The organism is Stenotrophomonas sp. 17(2023), assembly GCF_030345315.1.
GTDB classification, from domain to species: domain Bacteria; phylum Pseudomonadota; class Gammaproteobacteria; order Xanthomonadales; family Xanthomonadaceae; genus Stenotrophomonas; species Stenotrophomonas acidaminiphila.
In genome coordinates this window covers 3,521,595-3,548,007 of the sequence record NZ_CP128405.1, presented here as the reverse complement: position 1 = coordinate 3,548,007, position 26,413 = coordinate 3,521,595, and the positions used below count along the sequence as shown (strand labels likewise).

Here is a 26,413-nt window from a genome sequence, read left to right as displayed (position 1 = left end):
GATGCGTGCCGCCGCACGACGCTTTGAGAGCAACTGTGAGCAAGCGTCAGGAACTGCTACTGCCTTGCCAGCGCGGGCTGTCGAGAATGCCGCCCGAATGCCCTGACCGGGTGTTCCGCGCTTGCCCGCAACGGCAGGCACCGACGACACGCAAGGCCCGGGCCGCCAGGCAGCCGGGTGGGGCGCAACAGCTGCAACGCAGGGGAAAACCCGTGTACCAAACTCACGATCAGGCCGCTCGCGCGACGTCTTCGCGCGCGCATGCAAATGGATTTGCCGTCCGCGCAATGAAGCTCGCCGGCCTGTTGGCCGCGGTCGGATTCATGGCGCCGGCCGCCAACGCCGCCGTGACCGCGACGCAGGTGACCACGGCCGCGGACATCGGCATCGGCCAGGACGTGAACGTCACGGTCGACTGGACGCGTACCAGTGCCGGCGGCGACACCATCACGGTCGTCATCCCCGCCCAGCTCGGTGCCAACCCGCCCGCGCCCCCGGCCGGTTGTACCTACACCGCGCCGAACATGGTGTGTTCGACCACCGCCGGCAGCAGCGGCACGGTGACGTTCCCGGTGCGCGGCGTGACCGCCGGCGGTTTCAACCTGACCGCCACCGGCACCTCGGGTCCGTCCGCCGCCTTCTCCGGCAACGTGCGCAACGCCGGCGACCTCACCGTGGGCAAGGCCATGACCGTGCCGGCGAGCGGCAGCCCGCTGACCGGTGGCAACAGCACCTTCCGGCTGACCCCGAACATCGCCGCCGGCGGCAACAACGTGCCGGTGGGCGGCAGCATCGTCATCACCGACAACCTGCCGGACAGCGCGGCCACGGGCTTCGTGGCGACGGCAATCAACTTCGGTGGCCCGCTGACGCCGTCGTGCACCGCGGTGGCCACGGCCAACAGCAGCCGCGTACTGACCTGTACCTATACCGCCGGCGGCTCGGCGATCACCGCCGCGCAGCTCAACAGCAGCTGGATCGAGGTCAGTGGCACCACCCGCAGCTACGGCAGCTTCGTCAACACGGCGTCCATCAGTTCCGCCAATACGCTCTATATCGACCTGGCCGCGGGCAACAACACCACCAGCCTCAACTACAACACCGAGCCGGCCACCGACCTGGCGGCGACCATCAGCAGCTCGCTGAGCAACAGCTCGGCCTCGCCCTCGTCGGGCCTGAGCAACCAGACCATCACCCTGGGTGTGACCAACAACGGCCCCATGGCGTCGGCCGCCGGTGCCGTGGTCGAGACCATCGTTCCGGCCGGTTTCACCATCGGTGCACTGCCGCCGGGTTGTACCTCCGTGCCGGCCAGCAGCCTGACCATCGCCCCGCCGGTGAGCGGCGGCACCCAGACCGGAACCTGGAACGGCACCAAGGTCAGCTGCATCGCGGGCGCGTTGAACGTGGGCGTGTCCGCCTCGTTCGTCATCCCGGTGACGCTGGACAACGTGCGCCGCACCGGCGAGTACCTGCCCGCCGTGCTGACCCTGCCGCCCGGACAGGATGATGGCCAGCCGAACAACAACAGCGCCACCCGCCGTTACTGGATGGCGCCGTCGGCGGCCGACCTGGGGCTGAGCAAGAGCAAGCCGGCCAAGGTGGCACCAGGACAGACCATCAGCACCACCCTGACCGTCACCAACCGTGGTCCGGAAACGGTCAGCTGGAGCGCCTCGCAGCCGCTGCGCGTGGTGGACTGGCTGGATCCGCGCGAAATCACCAATGCCTCGGTCACCGCCACCAACGGCTGGGTGTGCACCGTCACCCCGGCCTCGCCGCGAACCGATGGCGCCAACCCCGCGCAGACGACGCAGGTCTCGTGCGAGCTGCCCGTCCCCGGCACCATGAGCGTCGGCCAGTCGCGTTCCTTCAGCTTCGCCCACACCATCGCCGACGCCGCGACCCTGGGGCCCAACCCGGTTACGTTGACCAACATTGCCTGTACCGGCAGCGAGGTGCTGCGCCTGCTGGGGCTGGACGCGAGCAACGGCCCGCAGCCGGCGGATCCCGAGGATGCCGGCGCGACCGGCGGCATCGCCGAGAACGGTACCAACGGCCAGGACTGCCAGGCCGCCAACGGCATCGGCACCATTATCGAAGACGTCCGCGTGGGCATCCGCAAGGAGTCCTCGGTGGACGGCACCACCTGGCACGATGACGTCGCCGACGCGCCGACGCTGGCCGCCGCCGACAACGACATGCACTGGCGGATGACCATCACCACCGCCGCGGCGCAGGCGACGATCCCGAACCTGCAGGTGAAGGACGTCTACAACGGCCTGATGCGGGCCGTCGGGCAGACGCCGAACTACACCACGCCGAACATCAGTTTCACCTACGACCTGAGCCAGGCCACGGGCGCAACGCACAGCTGCCCCGCCAGTATTTCCGGCAATCCAAACTCGTACGGCCAGGGCGGCAGTACCGTCGAGTCCGGCAGTACCTACGAGCAGACCTGCAATTTCAGCAACGTGCCGGCCGGCGCCACCATCGTGGTCACGGCCACGCTGTCGCGCCCGCTGGGGGCGCCCACCGGCCAGCTGAACAACACCGCCACGCTGGATTCGACCAACGCGTTCCTGAAGGACCTGTCCGGCGGCAACGTGATGAGCGACAGCGCGCGGGTGCTGGTGCTGCCGCGTGCCGACGTGGCCATGACCAGCAAGACGGTCACGACCAGCATCCCGGCCAGCGGCGGCAACAATCCGATGGCATCGGTCGGCGAGACCGTGCTGTTCACCCTGGTCGCCCGCAACCAGGGCCAGGACCACATCGCCGCCGGCAACTTCCGTATCACCGACAGCCTGTTCACCGGCGCGGCGACGCTGGCGACGCCGGCCTTCGAGGTGCTGGAAGTCAAGCCGGCCGATGCGGCCAAGATGAGCTGCGCGGCCAGCAACCTGGCCAGCGGTTCCATTTCCTGCGTCAACGTCACGACCATCTCCCGCCATGAAGTGCAGACGGTCACCGTGCGTGCGCGCGTCAAGAAGCCGCCGAGCTACACCGGCGCGCTGGGCGACAAGCTGTACGAGAACGTCAACAACACCGCCCAGGTCCACCTGGACAACATGTGCGAGTACCGTTTCGACGGGGTCGCCAACTCCAGCGCCTGTGGCGACGCCAACGCGCAGGCGAACAACACCGCCTCGGCCGTGTTCGACGTCACCGTGCCGTCGTTCGACCTGCAGCAGGGCAAGGTGCCGGTGTTCCCCGCCGGGCAGAGCGAGTTCCGCGCCGGCGACGACCTGCGCTACCGCTTCAGCGTCCGCAACGCCGGCCCGTCGATCGCCGAGAACATCGAAATGACCGACACCCTGACGGTGCCGTCCGGGTTCAGCCTGGTACTGCAGGGCACGCCGCAGAACATGAACGCGGGCGCGGCAAGCGCCGGCTACACCCTGGCCAGCAAGACCGTTGCCTGTACCCAGGCATCACCGAACGCCGCGACGGTGTGTAGCTTCGGCACGCTGGACGTGAACGAGGAAGTGAACTTCGAACTGGTGTTCCGGCCCACCGGCGTGTCCACCGCCCCGGTGATCTTCGGCAATGCCGTGCACGTCTGCGCGGACGAGACCAACAGTTACGAATCCTCCGGCAAGTGCACCGCCGATCCGCTCCAGGCCGGCAACAACCTGGCCGCGATCAACAACGTGCTGTTCCCGAGCACCGACCTGGAAGTGGTGAGCAAGACCGCCATGGTCTCGCCGGTCGACGTCGGCCAGGCCGTGCCGTGGCAGATCGTGCTGCGCAACAACGGCATTTCCACCTCCACCCAGATGCGCGTGGTGGATACGCTGCCGTCCGGCTTCGAGTGGATTCCCGGCACCGCCCCGGGCGTGGGAACCGCCACCGGTGGCGCCACGCTGGCCGCGGCCGGCGGCACCCTGGCCGTGCAGCCCGGCCCGCCGGCGCCGGACGCGGCGGACGTCTGCTATGTCTCCAACGGCGTCGCCAGCGTCACCAGCGCGACCCCGGTTCAGCAGGTGACCTGCCACGTCAACGGCAATTTCCCGGCGGGCAGTGGCTACACCCTGACCCTGCATGCGCGTCCCAAGGCGGGCGTGTATGCCGGGCCGTGGCTGACCGACGTGGACAACCACGCGGCCGTGCAGCCGGGCAAGGACGCGGCCAACGAGGACCTGGCCAAGGACAGCAATCCGAACAACAACGAGCAGGACGGCCCGGTGCAGGTGCGCAATGCCAGCATCGGCGGCCGCGTGTTCATCGACCAGAACAACAACGGCGATACCGACGCCGGCGACAACGGCCTGGCCAACGTCAGCGTGCGCCTGACCGGTACCGACGTCTACGGCAACGCGATCGACGTCACCGTCACCACCGATGCCGACGGCGACTACGTGTTCAACGGGCTGGCGCCGTCCGATGCCGCCGGTTACACCATCAACCAGGACCAGAGCACCGTGTCCGGTGGCTACAACAACGGCCTGCCGCAGCCCAACAGCACGCGCACCGTGCGCAACGGCACCAGTACCGGCGTGACCGACAAGGGCAGCGCCGGCATCGTGGCCAGCGGTGGCGTCATCAGCGGCGTGGTGCTCGGCAGCGGCGGCCAGGGCGTGCAGTTCGACTTCCCGGAAGTCACCCTGTACACGCTGTCCGGCCACGTGTTCCTGGACAAGAACGTCAACGACGTGCGCGACCCGGCCACGGATGAGCCCATCGCCGGCGCCACCCTGGAACTGCTGGAGCTGGTCGGCGGCGACTACGTGCCCGTCACCGGTCCGACCGGGACCGCGCTCACCGACGCCAATGGTTTCTACAAGTTCGTCGGCTTGGACCCGGCCAAGACCTACGCCGTGCGCGAAGTGCTGCCGGCCGGGCACCTGAACCGGCCCAGCGCGGTGAAGCCCGGTACCTGTGGCGGTGCCGGCTGCAGCGCCGGCAGCGCGCAGACCGGCGTGGCCGGCGACGCGCCGACCACCGACCGCATCAGCGGCATCCGCCTGACCGGCAACGGCGAGAACTACGACTTCGGCGAACAGGAAGGCGCCGAGATCCACGGCCGCGTGTTCATGGATTACGACAACGACGGCGTGCAGAACGGCAGCGACGGCGGCATCGGTGGCCAGACCATCGAGCTGCGCAACGCGGGCGGCACGGTGGTCGCCACCACGACGACCGCCAACGACGGCACGTTCTCGTTCAACCAGCTGCTGCCGGGCACCTACACCCTGCACCAGCCGAACCAGCCGGCGGGCACCGCCAACGGCATCACCACCGAAGGAACGGTAGGCGGTATCGCCACCGGCACCGCGACCGGCGTGAACACCACCCCGTCGCAGATCACCGGCATCACCGTGGCCCCGGGCCAGAAGTCGCTGGAGAACCTGTTCGCCGAGATCCCGACCCGCAGCACCATCGCCGGCCGGGTGTGGATGGACAACAACGACAACGGCGTGATCGACACGGGCGAGCAGGGCATCGGCGGCATCACGGTCGAGCTGTCCGGCACCGACGTCAATGGCAACGCGGTCACCCGCACCACCACCACCGGCAACGACGGCAGCTACCTGTTCGCCGACCTGCCGGCGGGCACCTATGCCGTCACCGAGCCGAACCAGCCGCCGCTGACGCTCAACGGCCAGACGGTACCGGGCAACATCGGCGGCGTGCCGCTGGCGGGCGCCACCGCGACCGGCAAGGCCACCACGCCGTCGGCGATCGGCAACATCGTGCTGGGCGAGAACCAGCACGCGGTGCAGAACAACTTCGGCGAGATCCCGATGAACGGCTCCATCGCCGGGCGGGTGTGGCTGGACCGCAACAACGATGGCGTCATCTCGGTCGGCGAGAACGGCATCGCCGGCGTGACCGTGCGCCTGACCGGCACCGATGCCCAGGGCAACCCGGTGGTGGCCGAGGTGCGTACCGATGAGAACGGCTACTACCTGTTCGACGGACTGGCGCCGGGCACCTATGCCGTGACCGAGCCGGAACAGCCGGCAGGCACGTTCAACGGCCGTACCCGTGCCGGCAGCCACGGTGGCGACGCCACCGCGGTGACCACCACGCCGTCGGCGATCAGCGGCATCGTGCTGGGCGCCAACGAACACTCGGTGGCCAACAACTTCGGCGAGATCCCGCCGGCATCCATCGCCGGCCAGGTGTGGTACGACGACAACGACAACGGGCGCATCGACGCCGGTGAAACCGGCATCCCCGGCCAGGAGATCGTGCTGGAGGGCGTCGACGACCTCGGCAACCCGGTCCGCACCACGGTCGTCACCGACGGCGATGGCCGCTACCACTTCCCGAACCTGCGCCCGGGCCGCTACAAGGTGACCCAGCCCAACCAGCCGCCGCAGACGCAGAGCGGGCAGACGGTGCCGGGTACCACCGGTGGCGACGGCACGCCGAAGAGCGAGCCGGTTTCGGTCATCAGCTGGCTGACGCTGGAGCCGGGCATCCACTCGCAGTCCAACAACTTCGGCGAGCTCAACACCGACGTGCCCGACCTGCGGGTCAGCAAGTCGGTGGATCCGGCGACCCTGGTCACCGGCAGCGCCGCGACCTACCGCATCGTGGTGCGCAATGCCGGCCTGGCCGCGACCAGCGGCGAGTACGAGGTGCTCGACCGCCTGCCGCAGGGCGTGACCCTGGCCGATGTCCCGACGGGCGACGGCTGGAGCTGCACCGGCGCGGCCGGCGACACCCGCTTCAGCTGCCGCAGCAGCACCGTGCTGGCAGCCGGGCAGAGTGCGACGGCGGTGATCAGTGCGCTGGTGCGCGTGGGCGCCGATGCCAGCGCCGGTACCGTCAACAATGCGGTGCTGGTCGCCGGCGGCGGCGAGCCGGAATCGCGCCGCCCGACGCCGGAAGAACAGCAGGCGCTGGAAGGCGGCGACGTCGGCATCCTGCCGGTGTGCGAGGCCGAGGTGGTGCACAACGCCTGCCGCCTGCCGAGCGAACTGGTGAAGGCATGGCCGGACGTGGTGGTCAGCAAGGCCGCCGACAGCGCCGTGTTCACCGTTGGCCAGCAGGCCAGCTACCTGATCCGCGTGCGCAACATCGGCGAGCGCGCCACCGACGCCGAATACGTGGTCAGCGAACACCTGCCGGCCGGCATCGTGCTGTCGGGCCTGCCCGCCGGCGATGGCTGGACCTGTACCGGCAGCGCGGGCGAGCGCCGCTTCGAGTGCGCCAGCGCGCGCGAACTGGCTGCCGGTGCGACCCATCCGGGCGCGATCAAGGTGCCGGTGGACGTACTGCCGGAAGCCGTGCGCCAGGGCACCGTGAACAACGCGGTGGTGGTGTCCGGCGGCGGCGAAGATCCGCAGCGCAGGCCGGGCGAGGAACAGTGGAAGCAGTTCGAGGAAACCCCTGGCCAGCTCGACCTGTGTGACCCACAGATCAGCCAGAACCTGTGCCGGGTGCCGAACGAGGTGCAGGAAGCGCCGGAAGACACGCTGCTGGTGATCAGCAAGCGTGGCGACCGCGCCATGGCCGAGATCGGCGACACCGTGCAGTACACCATCGAGGTACGCCACGTGTCCGGCAGCGCCGCGCGCACGGTGAACATCGTCGACGTGCTGCCGCGCGGCTTCACCTACATCGACGGCACCGCCCGCGTCGACGGCCGCGTGCTGGACGAACCGCTGGGCAGGCCGGGTCCGCGCCTGGGCTTCGACCTGGGCCCGATCGCCGCCGGCGGCCAGCTGGTGCTGACCTACCGCGTGCGCATCGGCGTGGGCGCGCTGCAGGGCGACGGCATCAACCGCGCGCAGGCGCACGGCTGCTCGATCCCCGGCGGCTGCATCGATCCGGTGGGCCTGAACCCGCTGCCGGGTTCGACCCCGTCCAACCACGCCCAGTACCGCGTGCGCGTCACCGGCGGCGTGTTCACCGACGAGGCCTGCGTGCTGGGCAAGGTGTTCGTGGACTGCAACAACAACCACGTGCAGGACCCGGAAGAACTGGGCATCCCCGGGGTGCGCCTGTACTTCTCCGACGGCACCTGGCTGGTCTCCGACTCGGAGGGCAAGTACAGCTACTGCGGCCTGCCGCCGAACAGCCACACGCTGAAGGTCGATCCGTCGACCCTGCCGGTCGGCGCACGCCTGACCACCAGCAGCAACCGCAACCTGGGCGACGCCGACAGCCTGTTCCTGGACCTTAAGAACGGTGAGCTGCACCGCGCCGACTTCGTCGAGGGCAGCTGCGCCAACCCGGTGCTGGAGCAGGTCAAGGCGCGCCGTACCCAGGGTGAGGTGCGCGCACCGGAGAGCGAGCCCGGCCAGTCGCCGCTGCGTTTCGAAAGCAAGCCCGTCCGTGCGCCGCAGCAGGCCACGGATACGGCCAACCAGAGACCGATCGTGGATCCCAGACCCAACCCGCCCCCGGCATCGGCCGCGCAGGAGGTGCAGCCATGAGCCGCCGCGACTTCCCGCGTACGCCGCCGCGCCTGAGCCTGCTGGCCTGCGCGCTGGCTGCCGTTGCCGTACCGGCGATGGCCCAGAGCGTGGGCACCAGTACCCGCTTCACCCCGGTGCTGGGTGATGCCAGCACCCTGTACCCGCGCTCGCCGGCGAGCGTCGATGCCGCACCGGAAGCGGTGCCGGCGCGGCCGGGCCAGGTCGACTACGCCCTCAACCGCGGCGTGGACCTGGTCCGCGTCGAGGTCGACCGCGACGGTGTGCCGGCCGACGGCCAGACCCCGGTGCACGTGCGCGTGCAGCTGCTCGATGGCGAAGGCAAGCCGCTGGCCGGCCGCGCCTACGCCACCATCGAGAGCAGCGGCGGTCGCGTGCGCCTGCCCGGTTCGCGTACCGACGAGTTCGGTCCCGGTGCCAGCGATGCCGACAAGGTCACCCCCGGCGTGCAGCTGGTGGTGGAGGACGGCGTGGCCGAGTTCGACCTGCTCGCACCGCACGAGCCGCAGGACGTGGTGCTGCGCATCACCGCCGGCGGCCGCACTGCCGAGGGCGTGATCGGCTTCCTGCCGGAAATGCGCGAGCTGCTGGCCACCGGCCTGATCGAGGGCGTGCTCAATTTCCGCAACAGGTCCAATGCCGGGCTGATCTCGCCGGTGCAGCACCACGACGCCTTCGACCGCGACATCCGCCGCTGGGAGAAGCAGTTCAACAACGGCAAGGCCAATGCCGCCGCGCGCACCGCGTTCTTCGTCAAGGGTCGGATCAAGGGCGAGTACCTGCTCACCGCCGCCTACGATTCGGACAAGGACGTGCGCGGCCGCCTGCTGCGCGACATCCAGCCGGAGGAGTTCTACCCGGTCTACGGCGATGCGTCGCTGCGCGGCTTCGACGCGCGCTCGGCCGAACGCCTGTACGTGCGCATCGACAACAAGCGCAGCTACCTGCTGTACGGCGACTTCCAGACCGGTGACACGCTGGCCACGGTCACCGGCATCGGTGGCAGCGGGCCGATCCCGCAGCGCAGCCTGAGCACCTACAACCGCACCGCCACCGGCCTGGGCTGGCACTTCGAGAGCGCGCGCGCACGCGGCAACGTCTTCGCCATCGAGGACTCGCTGCGCCAGGTCATCGAGGAGTTCCGCAGCCAGGGCAGTGGCCCGTACGCGCTGCGCAACAACACGGTGCTGGAGGGCAGCGAGCGGGTGGAAGTGATCGTGCGCGACCGCAACCAGCCGACCCGCATCGTGTCGGTGCGTCCGCTGGCGCGGCTGGTGGACTACAGCTTCGAGCCGTTCTCCGGGCGCATCCTGCTCAACCAGTTCATGCCGTCCTTCGACAGCGACCTGAATCCGGTGTCGCTGCGCATCACCTACGAGCTGGACCAGCAGACCGAGAAGTTCTGGGTGTTCGGCGCCGACGGCCAGTTCAAGCTGGGCGAACGGCTGGAAGTGGGCGCCTCGGCGGTGGAAGACCGCAACCCGTACGCCGAGTTCCGCATGGGCAGCGCCAACGCCGGCTACCGGTTCGGCGAGAACACGATGCTGGTCGCCGAGTTCGCGCGCACCCGCAGCGAGGTCAACACCAGTTCGCTCAACCAGGTCGCCTCGCAGGGCCTGAAGGACGTGGTCGGCGAGGTCGAGGGCGATGCCTGGCGCGTCGAGTTCGCGCATGACGGCGACAAGTTCGATGCGCGCCTGTTCGCCGCGCGCACCGATCCGGCGTTCAACAACCCGGCGTCGCCGCTGTACGGCGGCCGCGGCGAGTACAACGCGCGCCTGGGTTACGCGCTGGGCCCGCGGCTGGAGCTGTATGTCGAGGCCCTGCGCAGCGAAGACCGCAATCCCGATGGTGGCGAGCGCGAAGCCGGCGGTGCCGGCGTGCGCGTGGCCGCCACCGAGCGCCTGACCCTGGACGTCGGCCTGCGCAGCGTGCGCGAGACCATCGGCGTGACCTCGCCGTGGTCGATGGGGGCGCCGTTCGGCCAGGCCGGCGGCCTGACCGGCGGCTTCGCCACCGGTGCCGGCGGCGGCGCGCTGGGCTATGGCCAGCAGGCGCTGGACCCGGCCACCGGGCTGATGGTCATCAATGGCCCGTCGTCCGGCAGCCTGATCACCAGCGACCTGCCGGTCGGCACCAAGCTGGAATCGGACAGTGCCCGCATCGGCCTGGGCTACCGTTTCAGCGAGAAGTTCAGCGGCGGTGCCGAGGTCGAGCAGAGCGTCAACGGCGAGGACCGCCACCGCGTGGCCGCCGGCGTCGACTACCAGGTGTTCGAGCGCAGCCGCCTGTATGGCCGCTACGAGAAGCAGACCGGCCTGACCAGCGCCTACGGCATCACCACCACCGACCGCCAGGCTGACGCGCTGGTGTTCGGCGTGGACAGCAGCTACCTGCGCGATACCCAGGCATTCAGCGAATACCGGCTGCGCGATGCGATCAGCGGCCGCGACGTGCAGGCCGCCTCGGGCATCCGCAACAACTGGGACATCCGCGAGGGCCTGCGCCTGAGCAGCTCGGCCGAACGGGTCAACGTGATCGCCGGCGACACCGGCGACAGCACCGGGCTGGCGCTGGCGCTGGACTACAGCGCCAACCCGCTGTGGCGCGGCGCGGTGCGCGTGGAGCACCGCATCTCCGAGGACGTGGCGCACACCGAGGCCAACGAGGCGTTCGATACCACGCTGCTGCAGTTCATGCTGGCGCGCAAGCTCAGCCGCGACTGGACCCTGCTGGGCCGCAACTACCTGCTGGCGACCAACTACAAGGAACGCGGCGACGTCCTGCAGGACCGCTTCCAGCTGGGCCTGGCCTACCGCGACACCGACCGCAACCGGGTCAACGCGCTGATGCGCTACGAGTACAAGCTCGAACGCGACGAAAGCGGATTGACCCTGCTCGACGGCCAGGTGGTCAACGGCACCAGCCAGGACGTGCGTACCCGCGCCCACATCGTCTCCTCGCATGCCGACTGGCATCCGTCGCGGCCGTGGTGGCTGACCGGGCGCGTGGCCGGCAAGTGGCAGCGCGACCAGTTCGCACTTGCCGACGGCGCCCGCGTCAACAGCAGCTTCCGTGCGCTGCTGTTCTCCGGCCGCATCGTCTACGACATCACCGAGAACTGGGACGTCGGCGTGCTCGGCTCCACCTTCCGTGGCCAGTCCGGCGGCAACCAGTACGCCTACGGCGTGGAAGTGGGCCGCCTGCTGCGGCAGAACCTGTGGTTGTCGGCCGGCTACAACTGGACCGGCTTCGAGGGCGACCGCGACCTCAACGGCTACGAATACACCCAGCAGGGCCTGTTCCTGCGCCTGCGCTTCAAGTTCGACGAAGACCTTTTCCGCCGTGACCCGGTGCGCTACCGCGACCCGGCCCGCTGAGGACGACCCGATGACTCTCCCGCATACCCGTTCCACCCTGTCCCGCGCGCTGCTGGCGACCGCCCTCCTGTCCGCCCTGGCCGGCACTGCCGCCGCCCAGCAGACCCGGCTCAACCCGCAGGAAAAGCGCATCACCGACGAGGCCATCCACGCCGACCTGCAGGGCTACGAAGCCACGCAGGGCCGCATCCAGGCGCTCAACGACGCCGGCCGCCCGGTGCGCGACTACCACCTGTCCAAGGCGCAGTGCTGGCTGGACGTGTCCTTCCACGAGTACACCCGCAACGACCGCAGCGCGTTCCCGCAGGAGGCGCTGACCGAGTCGGAGAAGCTGATCGTGGCCATGGAGACCGGCGTCTCGCCGATCCCGACCGATACGCCCCTGGTCAACAACGCCAAGTACCTGCGCGACGACCTGTGGCAGCGCCTGAAGGCGATCCACGGCACCCCGGGCTTCAGTTGCGCGCAGCAGGCCGTGGCCTGTGGCGAGGTCGAGCTGGTGCACGCCGGCAACGAGTTCAACCAGCAGCAGTGGCGGCACTCCAAGCCGTACATCCAGATCGCCGAAGACCTGGTCAACGATGCCGAGGCGATGGCACGCCAGTGCGCCGTGGCGCCCGCCGCCGCGGCGCCGACGCCCGGCCCGCTGATCGCCAACGTGCTGTTCGAGTTCGACCGCGATGGCCGCAAGGACATCCGTACCTACTCGCTGGAGAGTATCGACCGCGCGCTGGCCACCCTGGCCGGCGAGCAGCGCGAACTGGCCGGGGTCACCCTGGTCGGGCACGCCGACCGCATGCAGGGCAAGGGCTTCGACTACAACCAGGGCCTGTCGCAGCGTCGCGCGCAGACGGTTCGCGAGCTGCTGATCGGCCGCGGCATCGCCGCCGACCGGATCCGCTACGAATACCGCGGCGATACCCAGCAGGTGCAGCAGTGCGATGGCGTCAAGCCGCGCGCCGCGCTGCTGGAATGCCTGCTGCCCAACCGCCGGGTCGAAGTGCGCTTCGAACTGGCCCGGTAATTGCCGCGTCGCGTGAACAGCCGGGGTCCGGGTCGGTTAATGCGTGCGCGCAGCGGCCGGCGGGTCCCGGGTTCAGGGCAGGTGGGAAACCCGACCCTGGCCCCGGTTTTCGTCCCGCGCTGGCGGGGCACCGACGTCGCGCGGCGGTGCCCACGACATCGGCCGGCCGCCGCCGATCATGATCCAGCCCTGTGCCAGGGCCTGTTCCGGATCGCGCAGGATGCTGTACAGGTCGACGTTGCGGCCTTCGGCCAGGCCCCACAGCCCGGCCCAGGTGCCGGTGCCGCTGCGGCGCGCCACCTGCAGCGCCCGGCTGGCCGCGCGCAGGGTATCGGCATGGCTGGTGGCGGTGCCAGGGAACAGCGGGTGCGGGGCCACGCCGGCGGACATGCTGGGCGTCAGGCACTGGCCCGGCGCGACATCCACCTGCATCCGCTGGATGCTGCGGCACAGGTGCGCGGCCAGCGCGAACGCCGCGGCCTGGGTGGTGTTGGCGCGGATCACCACGAAGGTCGCCCCGCCCCAGCGGGCCACGTGGTCGTGCTGGTCGCTGTTGCGCACCAGTTCTTCGGCCACCGCGCGCAGCAGCAGGTCGCCGGCGGCATGGCCGTGCAGGTCGTTGAGCGCCTTGAAGCCATCGATCTCCAGCAGCAGCACCGCGCTGCGCGCGTCGCCGGTGCGCACTGACATGGTGGCGTCCAGCAGGCGTTGCGCCTCGCGCCGGTTCGGCAATCCGGTGAGCGCGTCGATGGCGCCGAGCCTGCGCAGCCGACGCTGCTGGCGGCGCATGCGCAGGTACAGGCCGCCGCCGCCCAGCAGCAGGACCGCCACCGCGGCCAGCGCTGCGTTGCGCAGCAGGCGGTCGCGGCTGGCCTCCTGGACGGCGTTGATGCGGATCGGATCCAGCGCCTGCTCGGCCGTGGCCTGCAACCTGGCCAGGCGGTTGAGGTTGTCGCCCTTCATCTGCGCCTGGTCGATCTGCCTGGCCTGGCGCAGGTAATCGCGCGCCTGGGCGGTATTGCCGAGAGCCACGCTGGTCTCCGCCAGCAGGTCCAGACTGTCGCGCGCGCCTCCGGGGAACTTGCCGGCTTCGGCCAGCGCCAGGGCCTTTTCGCCGAGATCCCGGGCCTGCTCCGGTTGCGCCTGCTCCAGTGCGATCCGTGCCAGCCGCTGCAGGGTGACGATCTGCCCGAGCGGATCATTCTGGGCCTGCCATGGCAGCACGGCCAGGAACTGCGCCCGGGCCGCCTCCAGGTGACCGCCGGCACGCTGGATCTCGGCCCGGTGGCTGCGGATCCGGTGCAGCATCACGTCCTGGTTGGACACGCGGTTGGCGATCGACTCGGCACGTGCGAAGGCACGCTCCGCCTCTTCATGGCGCCTGAGCCGCAGCAGCGTGTAGCCGTGGTTGTAGTGCAGCATCACGTCCTGCGGCAGTGGCGGCCGGCGCAGGTGGTCGGACAGCGCCAGTGCCTGTTGCTGGTAATGCAGCGCACCCTCGGGGTCGTCCATCTGCTCGGCGCGGATCAGGGCGATGCCGCTCAATGCGGTGATCTGGCTGCCCACGTCGCCTTCGGCGATGCCGCGTTCCAGCATCGATTCGAGCAGTTTCAGGCCCTCGGCGGTCTGTCCATTGCGCTGCAGCAGCGTGGCCGCCATCTGCATCGCCCGGCTGTGTTCGATGGCGGGCAGCTCCGTCGTCCGCAGCAACGCCTGCACCCGCGCCGCCGATTCCAGGCTGGCGTCGCCCTGGCCAAGCAACTGCCGGGCGAAGCCGCGGCATCCCTCGGCGCCTATTTCCACCACCGGCGGCAGCGCCGGCATGTCCAGCAGTTTCGTGGCCATCGCCAGTGCTTCGCGCGGGGCGCCATGCACCGTTGCGTGGCAGCGTCCCACCTGGTCCATCAGCCTTACGTCGGCGTCGGTGCCCTGGGCACCCGCGGGGCCGGCCGGGGCCATTGCCAGTGCCGCCCAGGGCAACAGGCTGCGGAATCGAATGACACGAAGCGGTGGGAGCATGGCGTCCGGTGTTTCCAGGCGGGGAAAGTCCGGCAACGGACGTGGCTAATATAGCCGCACTGCCTGGGCGCCGGGCGCCACATCGCGCCGCCTTCGCGGCTGCATGCCGTGCCCGCCCGGCGTGGGTGGGTGCCTGGACGACGGGCGTCCGTAATATAGCGGCAACTTTCCATGTATCGCGCGGCCATCCGCCGTGCCGGGGACTACACCCGATGCTTTCCGGAACCACCCGGCCCGGGGATCAGCCCGAGCCACCACGCGCCACGCGTGCCACCGACCGCCCACGGCGGCCTGCGGTGGTCGATGCCACCGAAGCGCGCGCCATGGCGATGCTGTTGCGCTTGCTGCTGGCCGTGGCCGGCTACCAGCTGCTGCTCCTGCTGTGGGGCGCAGCGGGCACCGCGGGGCTGGCGCAGGGGCTGGGCGTGGCCGGCATATTGACCTGCGTGGTTTCGCTGGAGCTGCTGCGGCGCCGCCGCCTGCACCTGTCGGTCCTGGTCTTCGTGGTGCTCAACCTGGTGCTGACCTCGGTGGCGTATGGCTACTGGGGCCTGCGCGCGCAGATGCACGGGCAGTTGCTGCAGCTGCTGCCGGTGCTGCTGGCCGGGGCGCTGCTGGGCCGCCGTGCGCTGTGGCTGGCGACCACCTGGCTGGCCGCGCTGCTGGCGCTGGGCGCATGGTTGGACGCGGCCGCCGCCTTCTACCTGCCGGCGCGCGTGGAGCTGGCGTTGCGCGACCTGGTGCTGGCCGGCTTCGGCACGCTGGTGGTGGCGTTCGTGCTGGACCAGTCGCTGTCCGCGCTACGCGACAACCTGCGCATCGCCCGCCGCCGCGGCGCCGACCTGGCGCGCAAGCGCGATGCGCTGCAACTGGAAATGCAGGAAAAGGAGCGCTCGCGCGAGCAGCTGGTGCACGCGCTGAAGATCGAGAACGTCGGCCGGCTGGCCAGCGGCGTGGCGCACGATTTCAACCATCTGCTGGCGCTGATCATGGGATATGCCGGCAAGGGCCGCCGCAGCGACGATCCGGCGGAGCTGAAGGCGGCTCTGCAGGGCGTGGAGTCGGCCGCACGGCGCGCCGGCGCGGTCACCCGCCGGCTGCTGGACTTCAGCCGCCAGGACGTGGCGCGGCCGCAGCTGCTGGACGCGGCACCGACCATCGCCGCGATGGAGCCGATGCTGCGCCAGTTGTTCGACGCGCGCATGGTGTTCGAACTGGACACCGGCCAGGTGCAGTGCCAGATCCATTTCGACCCGGCGCAGCTGGAGCTGGTGCTGTTGAGCCTGGCCGCCAATGCGCGGCAGGCCATGCCCGACGGCGGTACCTTCCGGCTGGCGTTGTCCTGCCCGGAGCCGGGCAACGAACTGCGGATCGAAGTGAGCGACAGCGGCCATGGCATGAGCGAGGAGGTACGGCTGCGCTGCATGGAGCCGTTCTTCACCACCAAGCCCAGCGGCCAGGGCACCGGCCTGGGCCTGGCGGTGGCGGTCAACCTGATTGCCGCGGCCGACGGCCGCATCGAAGTGGACAGCGCGCCGGGCGAAGGCACCCGGTTCCATCTGTACCTGCCGGCGCGGGCATTGTCCGTCGAGCCGGCGCCGCCGGCCGGGGGCGGCGAAACGATCCCCTGCTGAGCCGCGCCGGGCGGCCGCCACGGCGCGGGCCTGGCAGCGGCTACACTGCGGCACGGCCCGTCCGGAAACGCGTCCTTGGTCTCAAGCTGGATCCTGCTGCTGGTCTCACTCGGCTATGCCGCGCTGCTGTTCGGCGTGGCGTGGTGGGGCGACCATCGGCCGATGTATCCGGACCGGCCGTGGCTGCGGCCGGTGATCTACAGCCTTGCGCTGGCGGTGTACTGCTCGTCGTGGACCTTCTACGGCGCGGTCGGGACCGCGGTGCGCTACGGCATCGGCTACCTGCCGATCTACCTGGGGCCGCTGCTGCTGCTGCTGTTCGGCTGGCGCATCATCGAACGGCTGGCGCTGATCGCGCGCAGCGAGAATGTGGTCTCCATCGCCGATTTCATTTCCTCCCGCTACGGCCGTTCGCGGCGGCTGGCCGCGCTGGTGGCGGTGATCGCGCTGATCGGCGTGGTGCCGTACCTGGCGCTGCAGTACAAGGCGGTGGCGATGAGCCTGCGGGTACTTACCGGCGACAGCGGCGGTGGGGGCGTGCTCACCGATCCGGCGCTGTACGTGGCGCTGCTGATGGCGCTGTTCGCCACGTTGTTCGGCACCCGCCAGGTGGACGCCACCGAGCACCACCACGGCATGATGCTGGCCATCGCCCTGGAATCGATGATCAAGCTGCTGGCGATGGTGGCGGTCGGGGTGTTCGCCTACGTCTGGCTGTCCGACCGCGGCACCGCGGTGGTGGCGTCGGCGCGCACCCTGTTCGAGGGCACGCCGCCGGTGGGCTTCGTCTCGCAGACCCTGCTCAGCTTCCTGGCGCTGATCTGCCTGCCGCGCCAGTTCCACGTGGCGGTGGTGGAGTGCGGCGACGTCGGCGACGTGCGCCGCGCGCGCTGGCTGTTCGGCGGCTACCTGGTCCTGATCTCGCTGATGATCGTGCCGATCGCGGTGGCCGGCAACGCCCTGCTCGGCGGGGGCGGCGTGGTCGACGACGCGCTGGTACTGGCGCTGCCGATGAGCAGCGGCAACACCGCGCTGGCGCTGGTCGCCTACGTCGGTGGCTTCTCCGCGGCGACCGGCATGGTGATCGTGTCCTCGATCGCGCTGGCGACCATGATCAGCAACGATCTGGTGATGCCGCTGCTGCTGCGCCGCAGCGGCGACCACCGTGAGGCCGCCGACGTCGCCTCGCGCGTGTTGTGGATCCGCCGCCTGGCGATCCTGCTGCTGGCGCTGGTGGCCTATGGCTACTACCGCGGCAGCAACAACGACACCATGCTCGCGACCTACGGGCTGATGGCGTTCGCCGCGGTGGCGCAGTTCGCCCCCGGCCTGATCGGCGGCCTGTACTGGCGCGGCGCCAGCCGCCGCGGCGTCGGCACCGGCATGGCGGTGGGTTTCGCGCTGTGGATCTACACGCTGCTGCTGCCGGCGCTCAGCCATGGCGGCTGGCTGGACGTGGGGCTGGTCGAGCGCGGCCCGTTCGGCATCGGCTGGCTGCGGCCCGAACAGCTGTTCGGCCTGCGTGGCTGGGACCCGCTGACCCATGGCACGTTCTGGTCGCTGCTGCTCAACTCCGCGACCATGCTGCTGGTGTCGATGCGCTGGCGCCCGGGGGTGGCCGAACGGCTGCGCGTGGCGCCGTTCCTGGAGCCGTACGCACGGCGCCCGGCGGTGGCCGGCGACTGGCCGGCGCACGTCAAGGTGCGCGACCTGCTGGCGCTGGCCACGCGCGTGGTCGGCGACGTGCGCGCGCGGCGCGCCTTCGTCGAACAGGCGCAGGCGCTGCAGCGCGAGTTCCAGCCGGCCGCCGCCGCCGACCGCGCCTGGGTGCAGTTCACCGAACGCCTGCTGGCCGCGTCCATCGGCGCCGCCTCGGCGCGCCTGCTGCTGACCAGCCTGCTGCGCGGTTCGGGCATGGACCTGGGCGAAGTGGTGGCGGTGCTGGACGAGGCCGGGCAGGAGCTGCGTTTCAACCGCGAGATCCTGTCCACCACGCTGGAGAACATCAGCGCCGGGGTCAGCGTGGTCGATCCGGACATGCGCCTGACCGCATGGAACCGCCGTTACCAGCAGATGTTCGGCTATCCCGACGGCATGCTCTACGTCGGCCGCCCGGTCGCCGACCTGATCCGCTACAACGCCGAGCGCGGCGAGCTGGGCGAAGGCGACATCGAGATGCAGATCAACCGGCGCATCGGCCACATGCGCGCCGGCACGCCGCACGTGTTCGAGCGTACCGGCGCCGACGGCAAGGTGATCGAGCTGCGCGGCCAGGCGCTGCCCGGCGGCGGTTACGTCACCAGCTACAACGACATCAGCGACTTCAAGCGCGCCGAGCAGGCGTTGCTGGAGGCCAACGAGACCCTGGAGCAGCGCGTGGCCGAGCGCTCGCAGGCGGCCGAGGCGGCGCAGCAGTCCAAGACCCGCTTCCTGGCCGCCATCAGCCACGACGTGCTGCAGCCGCTCAACGCCGCGCGCCTGTTCGCCTCGGCGCTGCGCGACGGCCTGCAGGAGGGCGACGAGCAGCGCCACCTGGCCGAGCGCGTGGACGCCTCGCTGCGTGCGGCCGAAGAGCTGCTCGACGGCCTGCTCGACGTGTCGCGGCTGGATGCCGGCGGGCTGCGTCCGACCGTCACCGATTTCGATGCCTCGGTGCTGGTGCGCGAACTGGCCGCGCAGTACACCCCGGTGGCGGCCGGGCGCGGGCTGCGCCTGCACGTATTCGCGCGCCAGGCATGGGTGCGCAGCGACCGCCGCCTGCTGCGGCGGGTGCTGCAGAACTTCATGGCCAACGCGCTGCGCTACACCCGCAGCGGGCGCATCGTGCTGGCGCTGCGGGTGCGCGGTGGCCAGGTCGAGCTGCAGGTGTGGGATACCGGTCCCGGTATCCCCGAGCACCACATGCAGCAGATCTTCAACGAGTTCCACCGCTACCAGCAGCCGTTCGACTGGGGCGAGCAGGGCCTGGGCCTGGGCCTGTCGATCTGCCAGCGCATCTCGCGGCTGCTCGGCCATGGCCTGGATGCACGCAGCCAACCCGGCCGCGGCAGCATGTTCTCCATCACCCTGCCGCGCGTGCCGACGCCGGCGGTGGCGCCGCCGCCGCGCGCCATGCCGGCGTTCGGCGGCGACGAGGCGCTGGCCGGCCTGCGCGTGCTGTGCGTGGACAACGACCAGGAGATCCTCGACGGCATGCGCGCGCTGCTCGGCCGCTGGAAGGTGCAGGTGATCGCGGCCAGCACCGTGGACATGGCGCTGGAGAAGATCGCCGAGCGGCCCGACGTGATGCTGGTGGACTACCACCTGCACGACCGCATGGACGGGCTCGACGCGCTGGTCGCGCTGCGCGCGGCCGCCGGCCGCCCGCTGCCCGGCGCGCTGCTCACCGCCGATGGCCGCGACGAGCTGAAGCGGCTGGCGCGCGAGCGCGGCTACCGGGTGTTGACCAAGCCGGTGAAGCCGGCCTCGCTGCGTGCCTTCCTGACCGCCCTGCGCTGAGGCCATCGCGCTGGCGGACCTGCCGGCGGCGCGATGCCGCCGGCGTGCCGCAGGCCGCCAGGCAGGTGCGCCGCAGCGGCCGGGACGCGGTGTGCACGGCCGCCGCCGCGGCCCTGCGCTCAGGCCGCGCCGTGCAGGTGCTCGTACAGGATGCTGGCGCCGATGACGATCAGGATCACGCCGCCGACGATCTCCGCGCGCTTTCCGACCAGCGCACCGAGCACGCGGCCGAGCATGATGCCCAGGGTCACCATGACCAGCGTGCACAGGCCGATGACCAGCGCCACCACGCCGATGTGCACGTCCAGGAAGGCCAGGCTCACGCCGATCGCAGCCGCGTCGATGCTGGTGGCCAGGCCGGTGGCGGCCAGCGTCCAGAAGCGGTTGTGGCGGTTGTCGCCGGGTTCCTGGGTGTCCTCTTCGGCATCCGGGCGCAGCCCGGCGACGATCATGTGCACGCCCAGCGCGCCGAGCAGCACGAACGCGATCCAGTGGTCGAACGCTTCGACGTACTGCGACGTGGCGCGGCCCAGCAGCCAGCCGAGCAGCGGGGTGATGGCTTCGATCACGCCGAAGATCAGGCCGGCGCGCAGCGCGTCGGGCAGGCGCGGCCGGCGCATCGCCGCACCCTTGCCGATCGCGGCGGCGAAGGCGTCGGTGGACATGGCGAAGCCGATGAGAAGGATGGACAGGGGGGACATCGGGTTTTCCTGGCCGGGCGGACACGGACGGCACGCGGCGCGCCCGACCTGACGTTGCGCTCGCATGCCGTTGGTCTCGCCAACCGTGGAACCGGTCGCACGCGCCACGACGCAATGGTCGAGTGTGTTGACGCGTGCGCTTCCAGACGCTGGAAGCAGGCTACTCCCCAAGGGAGCGCGGATTCTAGCACGCCGCCGCGGCCGTCGCCGTGCAGGCGGCGGCGGGCGAGAGCGGGGCTGACATGCTGCCGTCATCACCCGCTGGCTTCATTGCGCCGCGCGCGGCGACCGACGTGCCCCCCCGCTCGCGGAATGCCCTAAAGGTTGCGCGCCGGCGGCCGATCCAGAGGCGTCCCCACGCCCGGAGTCGTGCAATGAAGTTCCCGCTTGGAATCGCCCAGAAGCTGCGGTTGAGCCTGCTGGCGCTGGTGGTCGGCCTGGCCGTCATCGGCTCGGCCTATGCCTGGCTCAGTGCCGGCACCCGCGCCGCCGACCAGCGACTGCAACGTTACCAGCAGGACGCGGCGCGGCTGGAGCGCCTGGCCCGCGCCTTCGCCGAGACCCGGCGCGCGCAGGCCGAGTATGCCATGTCGTTTTCGACCACCGCCGGGCAGGCTTTCGGCAAGGCGCGGGCGCAGCTGGGCCAGGCATTGGCGCCGGTGCCCGGCGCCGAACCGTGGCCGCCCGCGCTGGCTGCCGCGCTGCACGCCTACCTGGAATCGGCGCGCCTGCTGGACGAGCGCATCGGCGAGCTCGGCCACGATGCCGACAGCGGCATGCAGGGCGAACTGCGCGCGGCGGTGCATACCGTGGAGAACCTGATCGGTGATTACCGCGAGCCGGAGCTGCAGGTATCGATGCTGAGCATGCGCCGCTACGAAAAGGACTTCATCGCGCGCCGCGAACAGAAGTACGCCGACGAACTGGGGGCCGAGGCGATGCCGTTCGAACTGCTACTGCAGCGCGCACGCATGCCGGAGCCGGTGCGCGCGCAGGTGCGCGAGGCGATGCAGCGCTACCAGGGCGCGTTCCTATCCTATGCGGCGGCGCGCTTCGGCGTCGACAGTGAGACCCAGGCGCTGGACGAGTATGCCGCGCAGGTGGATCCGGTGATCCTGCGCCTGCAGCGTGACCAGCGCAGTGCGCTGCAGCGGCAACAGGCCGGGCAGGCCGCCGCGCGCAGCTGGATGAACGCCGCCTTCGCCGCCACCGTGCTGATCGTGGGGGTGCTGCTGGTGACGCTGCTGGTGCTGCTGCTGCGCGCCATCGACCGCCCGCTGGCCGCCGCCGCGGCCTTCGCCGGGGCGATCGCCGACGACCACCTGGATGGCACCCTGGTGGTGCGCAACCGGCATGACGAGATCGGCCAGCTCGCCACCGCGCTGATGCAGATGCAGGCGCGCCTGCGCGAACGCATCGCCAGCGAGCGCATCGCCGCGCTCGCCAACCAGCGCGTGCGCCAGGCGCTGGACGTGGCGCGCGCCGCGGTGCTGGTGACCGATGGCGAGGGCTGCGTGGTCTACGCCAACGATGCCCTGCGGCAGACCTTCGCACGGGCCGGCGTCGAGATGCCGGCCGCAACCGGCGCGGCGGTGGCCGCGCTCGGCCCCGACGTGGCCGCGGTGCTGGCGCGGGTGCGCGATGGCGGCGGCACCATCGACGCCGAGGTGGAGCTGGGCAACACCGGGTTCTGGCTGCGCGCCAGCCCGGTACTCGAGCAGGGGCAGGTGCTGGGGCTGGTGATGGAATGGCAGGACCGGCGCCTGGAGCGGGTGATCGCCAACGAGGTCGCGGCGGTGGTCGCCGCTGCCGCCGGCGGCGACCTGGAAGGCCGCATCGAACTGGCCGACAAGCAGGGGTTCGTGCTGGAGCTGGGCGGGTGCATCAACGCGTTGCTGGACAGCGTGCAGTCGCAGGTCGGCGACGCCACCCGCGTGATCGGCCACTTCGCCCGCGGCGACCTGAGTGCGCGCATGCGCGCGGATGGCGGTGGTATCTACGCGCGGCTGCGGCAGGGGCTGGAAGTGGCGATGCGCCAGGTCGGTGCCATCGTCTCCAGCATCCAGCAGTCGGCCGGCAGCGTACAGGCGGCGGTGGCCGACATGGCCGGCGGCACCCGCGAACTGTCCGCCCAGGTCCAGCAGCAGGTCGACGACGTGCATGACGCGCTGCAGCGCGTGCGCTCGGTGGCCGGGGAGGCGCGCGAGAATGCCGACAGCGCGCGCCACAGCGCCGAGATCTCCGAGGCCGCCAGCATCGCCGCCGAGCGCGGGCGTGAAGCCACCACCGCCGCGGTGTCGGGCATGGAGCGGCTGCGCGCGTCCTCGCGCCACATCCGCGAGATCGTCGCCACGGTGGACAGCCTGTCGTTCCAGACCAACCTGCTGGCGCTCAATGCGGCGGTGGAAGCGGCGCGCGCCGGCAGCCACGGCCGCGGCTTCGCGGTGGTCGCCGGCGAAGTGCGGCAGCTGGCGCAGCGCTCGGCCGAGGCCTCGCAGCAGATCCGCACGCTGGTGGATGCCTCGCTGCAGCAGGTCGAAGCCGGCGCCCACCTGGTCGACAGCAGCGGCGAGGCGATGCAGGACATCGGCGGCCGCGTGCAGCAGGTGGTGGCGGCGATGGCGCGCATCGACGCGGCGTCGGCGCGTCAGGTCAGCGCGGTGGACGACGTCGAACGGCTGCTGCGGCGTATCGGCGAGGGCACGCGCCAGAGCGACAATGTCGCCCGGGCCTCCTCGCAGGCGGCTTTGGCCATGCGCGAGCAGGCGCAGGACCTGGCGGCGGCAGCGAAGCATTCGTGCTGGGCGGTCACGACGCGCCGCGGCCCGCACGCGTGGCCTGATGCCGGGTGCGGTGGCGGCAGCCCGCGCCACCGACGGCACGCAGGTGCCGGCTCAGTCCTCTTCCGGCGGCAGCACGATGCTGTCGTCGTCGATGGCCAGCTTGCCTGCCATCAGCACCGCCTGGGTGCGGTTGGTGACGCCAAGCTTGCGCAGGATCGCGGTGACATGCGCCTTGATGGTGGCCTCGGACACGTTCAGGTCGTAGGCGATCTGCTTGTTGAGGCGGCCGGCGCCGAGCATCTGCAGCACCCGGAACTGCTGCGGGGTCAGCTCGCGCAGGCGCTGGCCCACCTCGCGCTCCTCGTGGTCGGTGGGCGGCACGTTGTGCGCCTCCGCCGGCGCCCAGCGCTCGCCATCGAGGATGGTGCCCAGGGCATGGCCGATGGTGTCCGAATCGGCCGATTTTGGAATGAAGCCGAACGCGCCATGGTCCAGCGCACGCCGCATCACCGTCGGCTCCTCGCGCGCGGACACCACCACGATCGGCAGCTGCGGATGCAGCGAGCGCAGGTGCACCAGCGCGTTGAAGCCCTGGGCACCGGGCATGTTCAGGTCCATCAGCACCAGGTCCGCGTCGGGGTGCTGCTCGGCCAGCGCATACAGCGCCTCGACGCTGTCGGCCTCCAGCAGCTGCACCCCGGGAATCACCCGCTGCACCGCCCCGCGCAGCGCTTCGCGGAACAGCGGGTGGTCGTCGGCGATGAGCAGGGTGGGCATGGGGGCGGGAGCGGTCGGCAAGCGGGGGTCGGGGACGTGCATCGGCAGGGCAGGCGGTGGAACGTGAGGGACGGGGGGACGATGCGGGCAACGCTGTCGCCGTCGCGCCGTGCCGGCCCCCACGCGGTGCCCGCACGCCGGTTCAGCGCACCTTGCGCTCGTCCACCAGCGAGGCCACCACCGACGGATCGGCCAGGGTCGAGGTGTCGCCCAGCTGGTCAGGTGCATTCTCGGCGATCTTGCGCAGGATGCGGCGCATGATCTTGCCCGAACGGGTCTTGGGCAGGCCCGGCGCCCACTGCAGGTGGTCCGGCGCGGCGATCGGGCCGATCTCCTTGCGCACCCACGCCACCAGTTCCTTGAGCAGCTCGTCGGTCTGCGCCTCGCCCGCCACCAGGGTGACGTAGGCGTAGATGCCCTGGCCCTTGATGTCGTGCGGGAAGCCGACCACCGCCGCCTCGGCCACCTTCGGGTGGCTGACCAGCGCGCTCTCCACTTCGGCGGTGCCGATGCGGTGGCCGGAGACGTTGATCACGTCGTCGACGCGGCCGGTGATCCAGTAGTAGCCGTCCTCGTCGCGGCGGCAACCGTCGCCGGTGAAGTAGCTGCCCGGGTAGGTGCGGAAGTAGGTGTCGATGAAGCGCTGGTGGTCGCCGTAGACGGTGCGCATCTGGCCCGGCCACGAGTCGCGGATGATCAGGTTGCCCTCGGTGGCGCCTTCCTGGATCTCGCCATCGGCATTGACCAGCGCCGGCTGCACGCCGAAGAAGGGCAGGGTGGCCGAACCGGGCTTGAGGTCCATCGCGCCCGGCAGCGGCGAGATCAGGATGCCGCCGGTCTCGGTCTGCCACCAGGTATCCACGATCGGGCAGCGCGCCTCGCCGACCACGTCGTGGTACCAGCGCCAGGCTTCGGGGTTGATCGGCTCGCCGACGCTGCCGAGCAGGCGCAGGCTCCTGCGCGAGGTGCGCTTGACCGGCTCCTCGCCGTCGCGCATCAGCGCGCGGATCGCGGTGGGCGCGGTATAGAAGATGGTGACCTGGTGCTTGTCGATCACCTCCCAGAAGCGCGAGGTATTGGGGTAGTTCGGCACGCCCTCGAACATCACCGAGGTGGCGCCGTTGGCCAGCGGGCCGTAGACGATGTAGCTGTGGCCGGTGACCCAGCCCACGTCGGCGGTGCACCAGTAGATGTCGTCCTCGCGCAGGTCGAACACCGCCTCGTGGGTGTAGGCGGCGAACAGCAGGTAGCCGCCGCTGGTGTGCAGCACGCCCTTGGGCTTGCCGGTGGAACCGGACGTGTAAAGGATGAACAGCGGGTCCTCGGCGTTCATGCGCTCCGGCTCGCACTGCGCCGGCTGGGTGTCGACCACGTCGTGGAACCAGCGGTCGCGCGGCGCCTGCATGTCCACCGCCGCACCGGTATGGCGCACCACCAGCACGGTTTCCACGGTGTGGGTGCCGGGCAGTTTCAGCGCGGCGTCGACATTGGCCTTCAGCGGTACCTTGCGGCCACCGCGCAGGCCTTCGTCGGCGGTGATGATCAGCTTGCTGCCGCAGTCGCCGACGCGGTCGGCGATGGAATTGGCGGCGAACCCGCCGAACACCACCGAGTGGATCGCGCCGATGCGCGCGCAGGCCAGCATCGCCACCGCGGCGTCGACGATCATCGGCAGGTAGATGGTGACGCGGTCGCCCTTGCCGACGCCGAGGTTGCGCAGCGCGTTGCCGAGCCTGCACACGCGTTCGTGCAGCTCGCGGTAGGTGACCTTCTGCGCCGGCGCGTCGGGGCTGTCCGGTTCGAACAGCAGCGCGGTCTTGTCGCCGCGGGTGGCCAGCTGACGGTCCAGGCAGTTCACGCTGACGTTGAGTTCGCCGTCCTCGAACCACTTGATGCGGAAATCATCGAGCTGGTAGCTGACGTTCTTGATCCGGGTCGGCTTGGTGAACCAGTCCAGGCGCTCGGCGGCCTTGGCCCAGAACGCATCGGGATGCTCCACCGATTCGCGGTACTGCTGCTGGTACGTGGTCTTGTCGATCCGCGCCCGGGCGGCGAACGCGGGATCGACGGGATAGAGATCAGCCATGGCAATACCCTCACCTTTGCACTTGTAACCAATGGAGGAGCCGCATCCTGCGACGCGGCCGCGACCTCCCAAGTGTGCCGCATCACCCCAGTCGCGCGCTGCCCCGCGGCTTAGACGA

General features: G+C 70.5%; 9 protein-coding genes and 1 pseudogene. 6 read left to right on the top strand and 4 right to left on the bottom strand.

The genetic code is table 11. The features are described 5' to 3' along the window. The first annotated feature begins 287 nt into the window (after positions 1–287). From QQA12_RS15990 to QQA12_RS15980, 3 genes are read left to right on the top strand one after another with little or no spacing between them, the layout of a single operon-like run. Positions 288–8,393 carry an SdrD B-like domain-containing protein gene (locus QQA12_RS15990; protein WP_226049844.1) on the top strand — a complete coding sequence of 2,702 codons (8,106 nt, stop codon included), beginning with the start codon at positions 288–290 and terminating at the stop codon, positions 8,391–8,393. Further along, entirely contained in the window at positions 8,390–11,773 is a 3,384-nt protein-coding gene (locus tag QQA12_RS15985) for an Ig-like domain-containing protein (RefSeq protein ID WP_226049843.1), read from the top strand. Before QQA12_RS15990 ends, QQA12_RS15985 begins: the two co-directional genes overlap by 4 nt. Before the next feature lie 10 nt (positions 11,774–11,783). Next, a complete protein-coding gene (locus QQA12_RS15980) occupies positions 11,784–12,797 on the top strand; it encodes an OmpA family protein (protein WP_226049842.1) in 1,014 nt (337 codons plus the stop codon). A gap of 72 nt (positions 12,798–12,869) precedes the next feature. Here the strand turns inward: QQA12_RS15980 and QQA12_RS15975 are convergent, their stop codons facing one another. Then, positions 12,870–14,642 (bottom strand): GGDEF domain-containing protein, encoded by a 1,773-nt coding sequence (locus QQA12_RS15975; protein ID WP_233324842.1) that lies wholly within the window; start codon positions 14,640–14,642, stop codon positions 12,870–12,872. Between the two features lie 497 nt (positions 14,643–15,139). On the opposite strand from QQA12_RS15975, the gene QQA12_RS15970 reads away from it, so the two are divergent. Next, complete coding sequence (locus QQA12_RS15970) at positions 15,140–16,450, top strand: ATP-binding protein (protein WP_233324841.1); 1,311 nt, start codon at positions 15,140–15,142, stop codon at positions 16,448–16,450. A gap of 75 nt (positions 16,451–16,525) precedes the next feature. After that, positions 16,526–19,948, top strand: coding sequence for a PAS domain-containing hybrid sensor histidine kinase/response regulator (locus tag QQA12_RS15965; protein WP_054668425.1), 3,423 nt, complete (start codon positions 16,526–16,528; stop codon positions 19,946–19,948). Between the two features lie 119 nt (positions 19,949–20,067). Here QQA12_RS15965 and QQA12_RS15960 read toward each other — a convergent pair whose 3' ends face one another. Further along, complete coding sequence (locus QQA12_RS15960) at positions 20,068–20,649, bottom strand: manganese efflux pump MntP family protein (protein ID WP_054668424.1); 582 nt, start codon at positions 20,647–20,649, stop codon at positions 20,068–20,070. Positions 20,650–20,891: 242 nt separating this feature from the next. Between QQA12_RS15960 and QQA12_RS16470 the strand changes: the two are divergent. Further along, positions 20,892–23,282: pseudogene (locus QQA12_RS16470) on the top strand (methyl-accepting chemotaxis protein); the annotation flags it as partial. A 261-nt stretch (positions 23,283–23,543) separates the two neighbouring features. Here the strand turns inward: QQA12_RS16470 and QQA12_RS15950 are convergent. Beyond that, positions 23,544–24,209 (bottom strand): response regulator transcription factor, encoded by a 666-nt coding sequence (locus QQA12_RS15950; protein ID WP_054668422.1) that lies wholly within the window; start codon positions 24,207–24,209, stop codon positions 23,544–23,546. Between the two features lie 142 nt (positions 24,210–24,351). Next, positions 24,352–26,295 carry an acetate--CoA ligase gene (gene acs, locus QQA12_RS15945; RefSeq protein WP_226049839.1) on the bottom strand — a complete coding sequence of 648 codons (1,944 nt, stop codon included), beginning with the start codon at positions 26,293–26,295 and terminating at the stop codon, positions 24,352–24,354. Positions 26,296–26,413 lie beyond the last annotated feature (118 nt).

Excerpts from the sequence above, each read along its gene's own strand:
- QQA12_RS15970 (WP_233324841.1), top strand. The coding sequence starts at position 15,140 with ATGGCGATGCTGTTGCGCTTGCTGCTGGCCGTGGCCGGCTACCAGCTG.
- acs (WP_226049839.1), bottom strand. The coding sequence starts at position 26,295 with ATGGCTGATCTCTATCCCGTCGATCCCGCGTTCGCCGCCCGGGCGCGG.
- QQA12_RS15980 (WP_226049842.1), top strand. The coding sequence starts at position 11,784 with ATGACTCTCCCGCATACCCGTTCCACCCTGTCCCGCGCGCTGCTGGCG.
- QQA12_RS15950 (WP_054668422.1), bottom strand. The coding sequence starts at position 24,209 with ATGCCCACCCTGCTCATCGCCGACGACCACCCGCTGTTCCGCGAAGCG.
- QQA12_RS15960 (WP_054668424.1), bottom strand. The coding sequence starts at position 20,649 with ATGTCCCCCCTGTCCATCCTTCTCATCGGCTTCGCCATGTCCACCGAC.
- QQA12_RS15975 (WP_233324842.1), bottom strand. The coding sequence starts at position 14,642 with ATGGCCACGAAACTGCTGGACATGCCGGCGCTGCCGCCGGTGGTGGAA.
- QQA12_RS15985 (WP_226049843.1), top strand. The coding sequence starts at position 8,390 with ATGAGCCGCCGCGACTTCCCGCGTACGCCGCCGCGCCTGAGCCTGCTG.
- QQA12_RS15990 (WP_226049844.1), top strand. The coding sequence starts at position 288 with ATGAAGCTCGCCGGCCTGTTGGCCGCGGTCGGATTCATGGCGCCGGCC.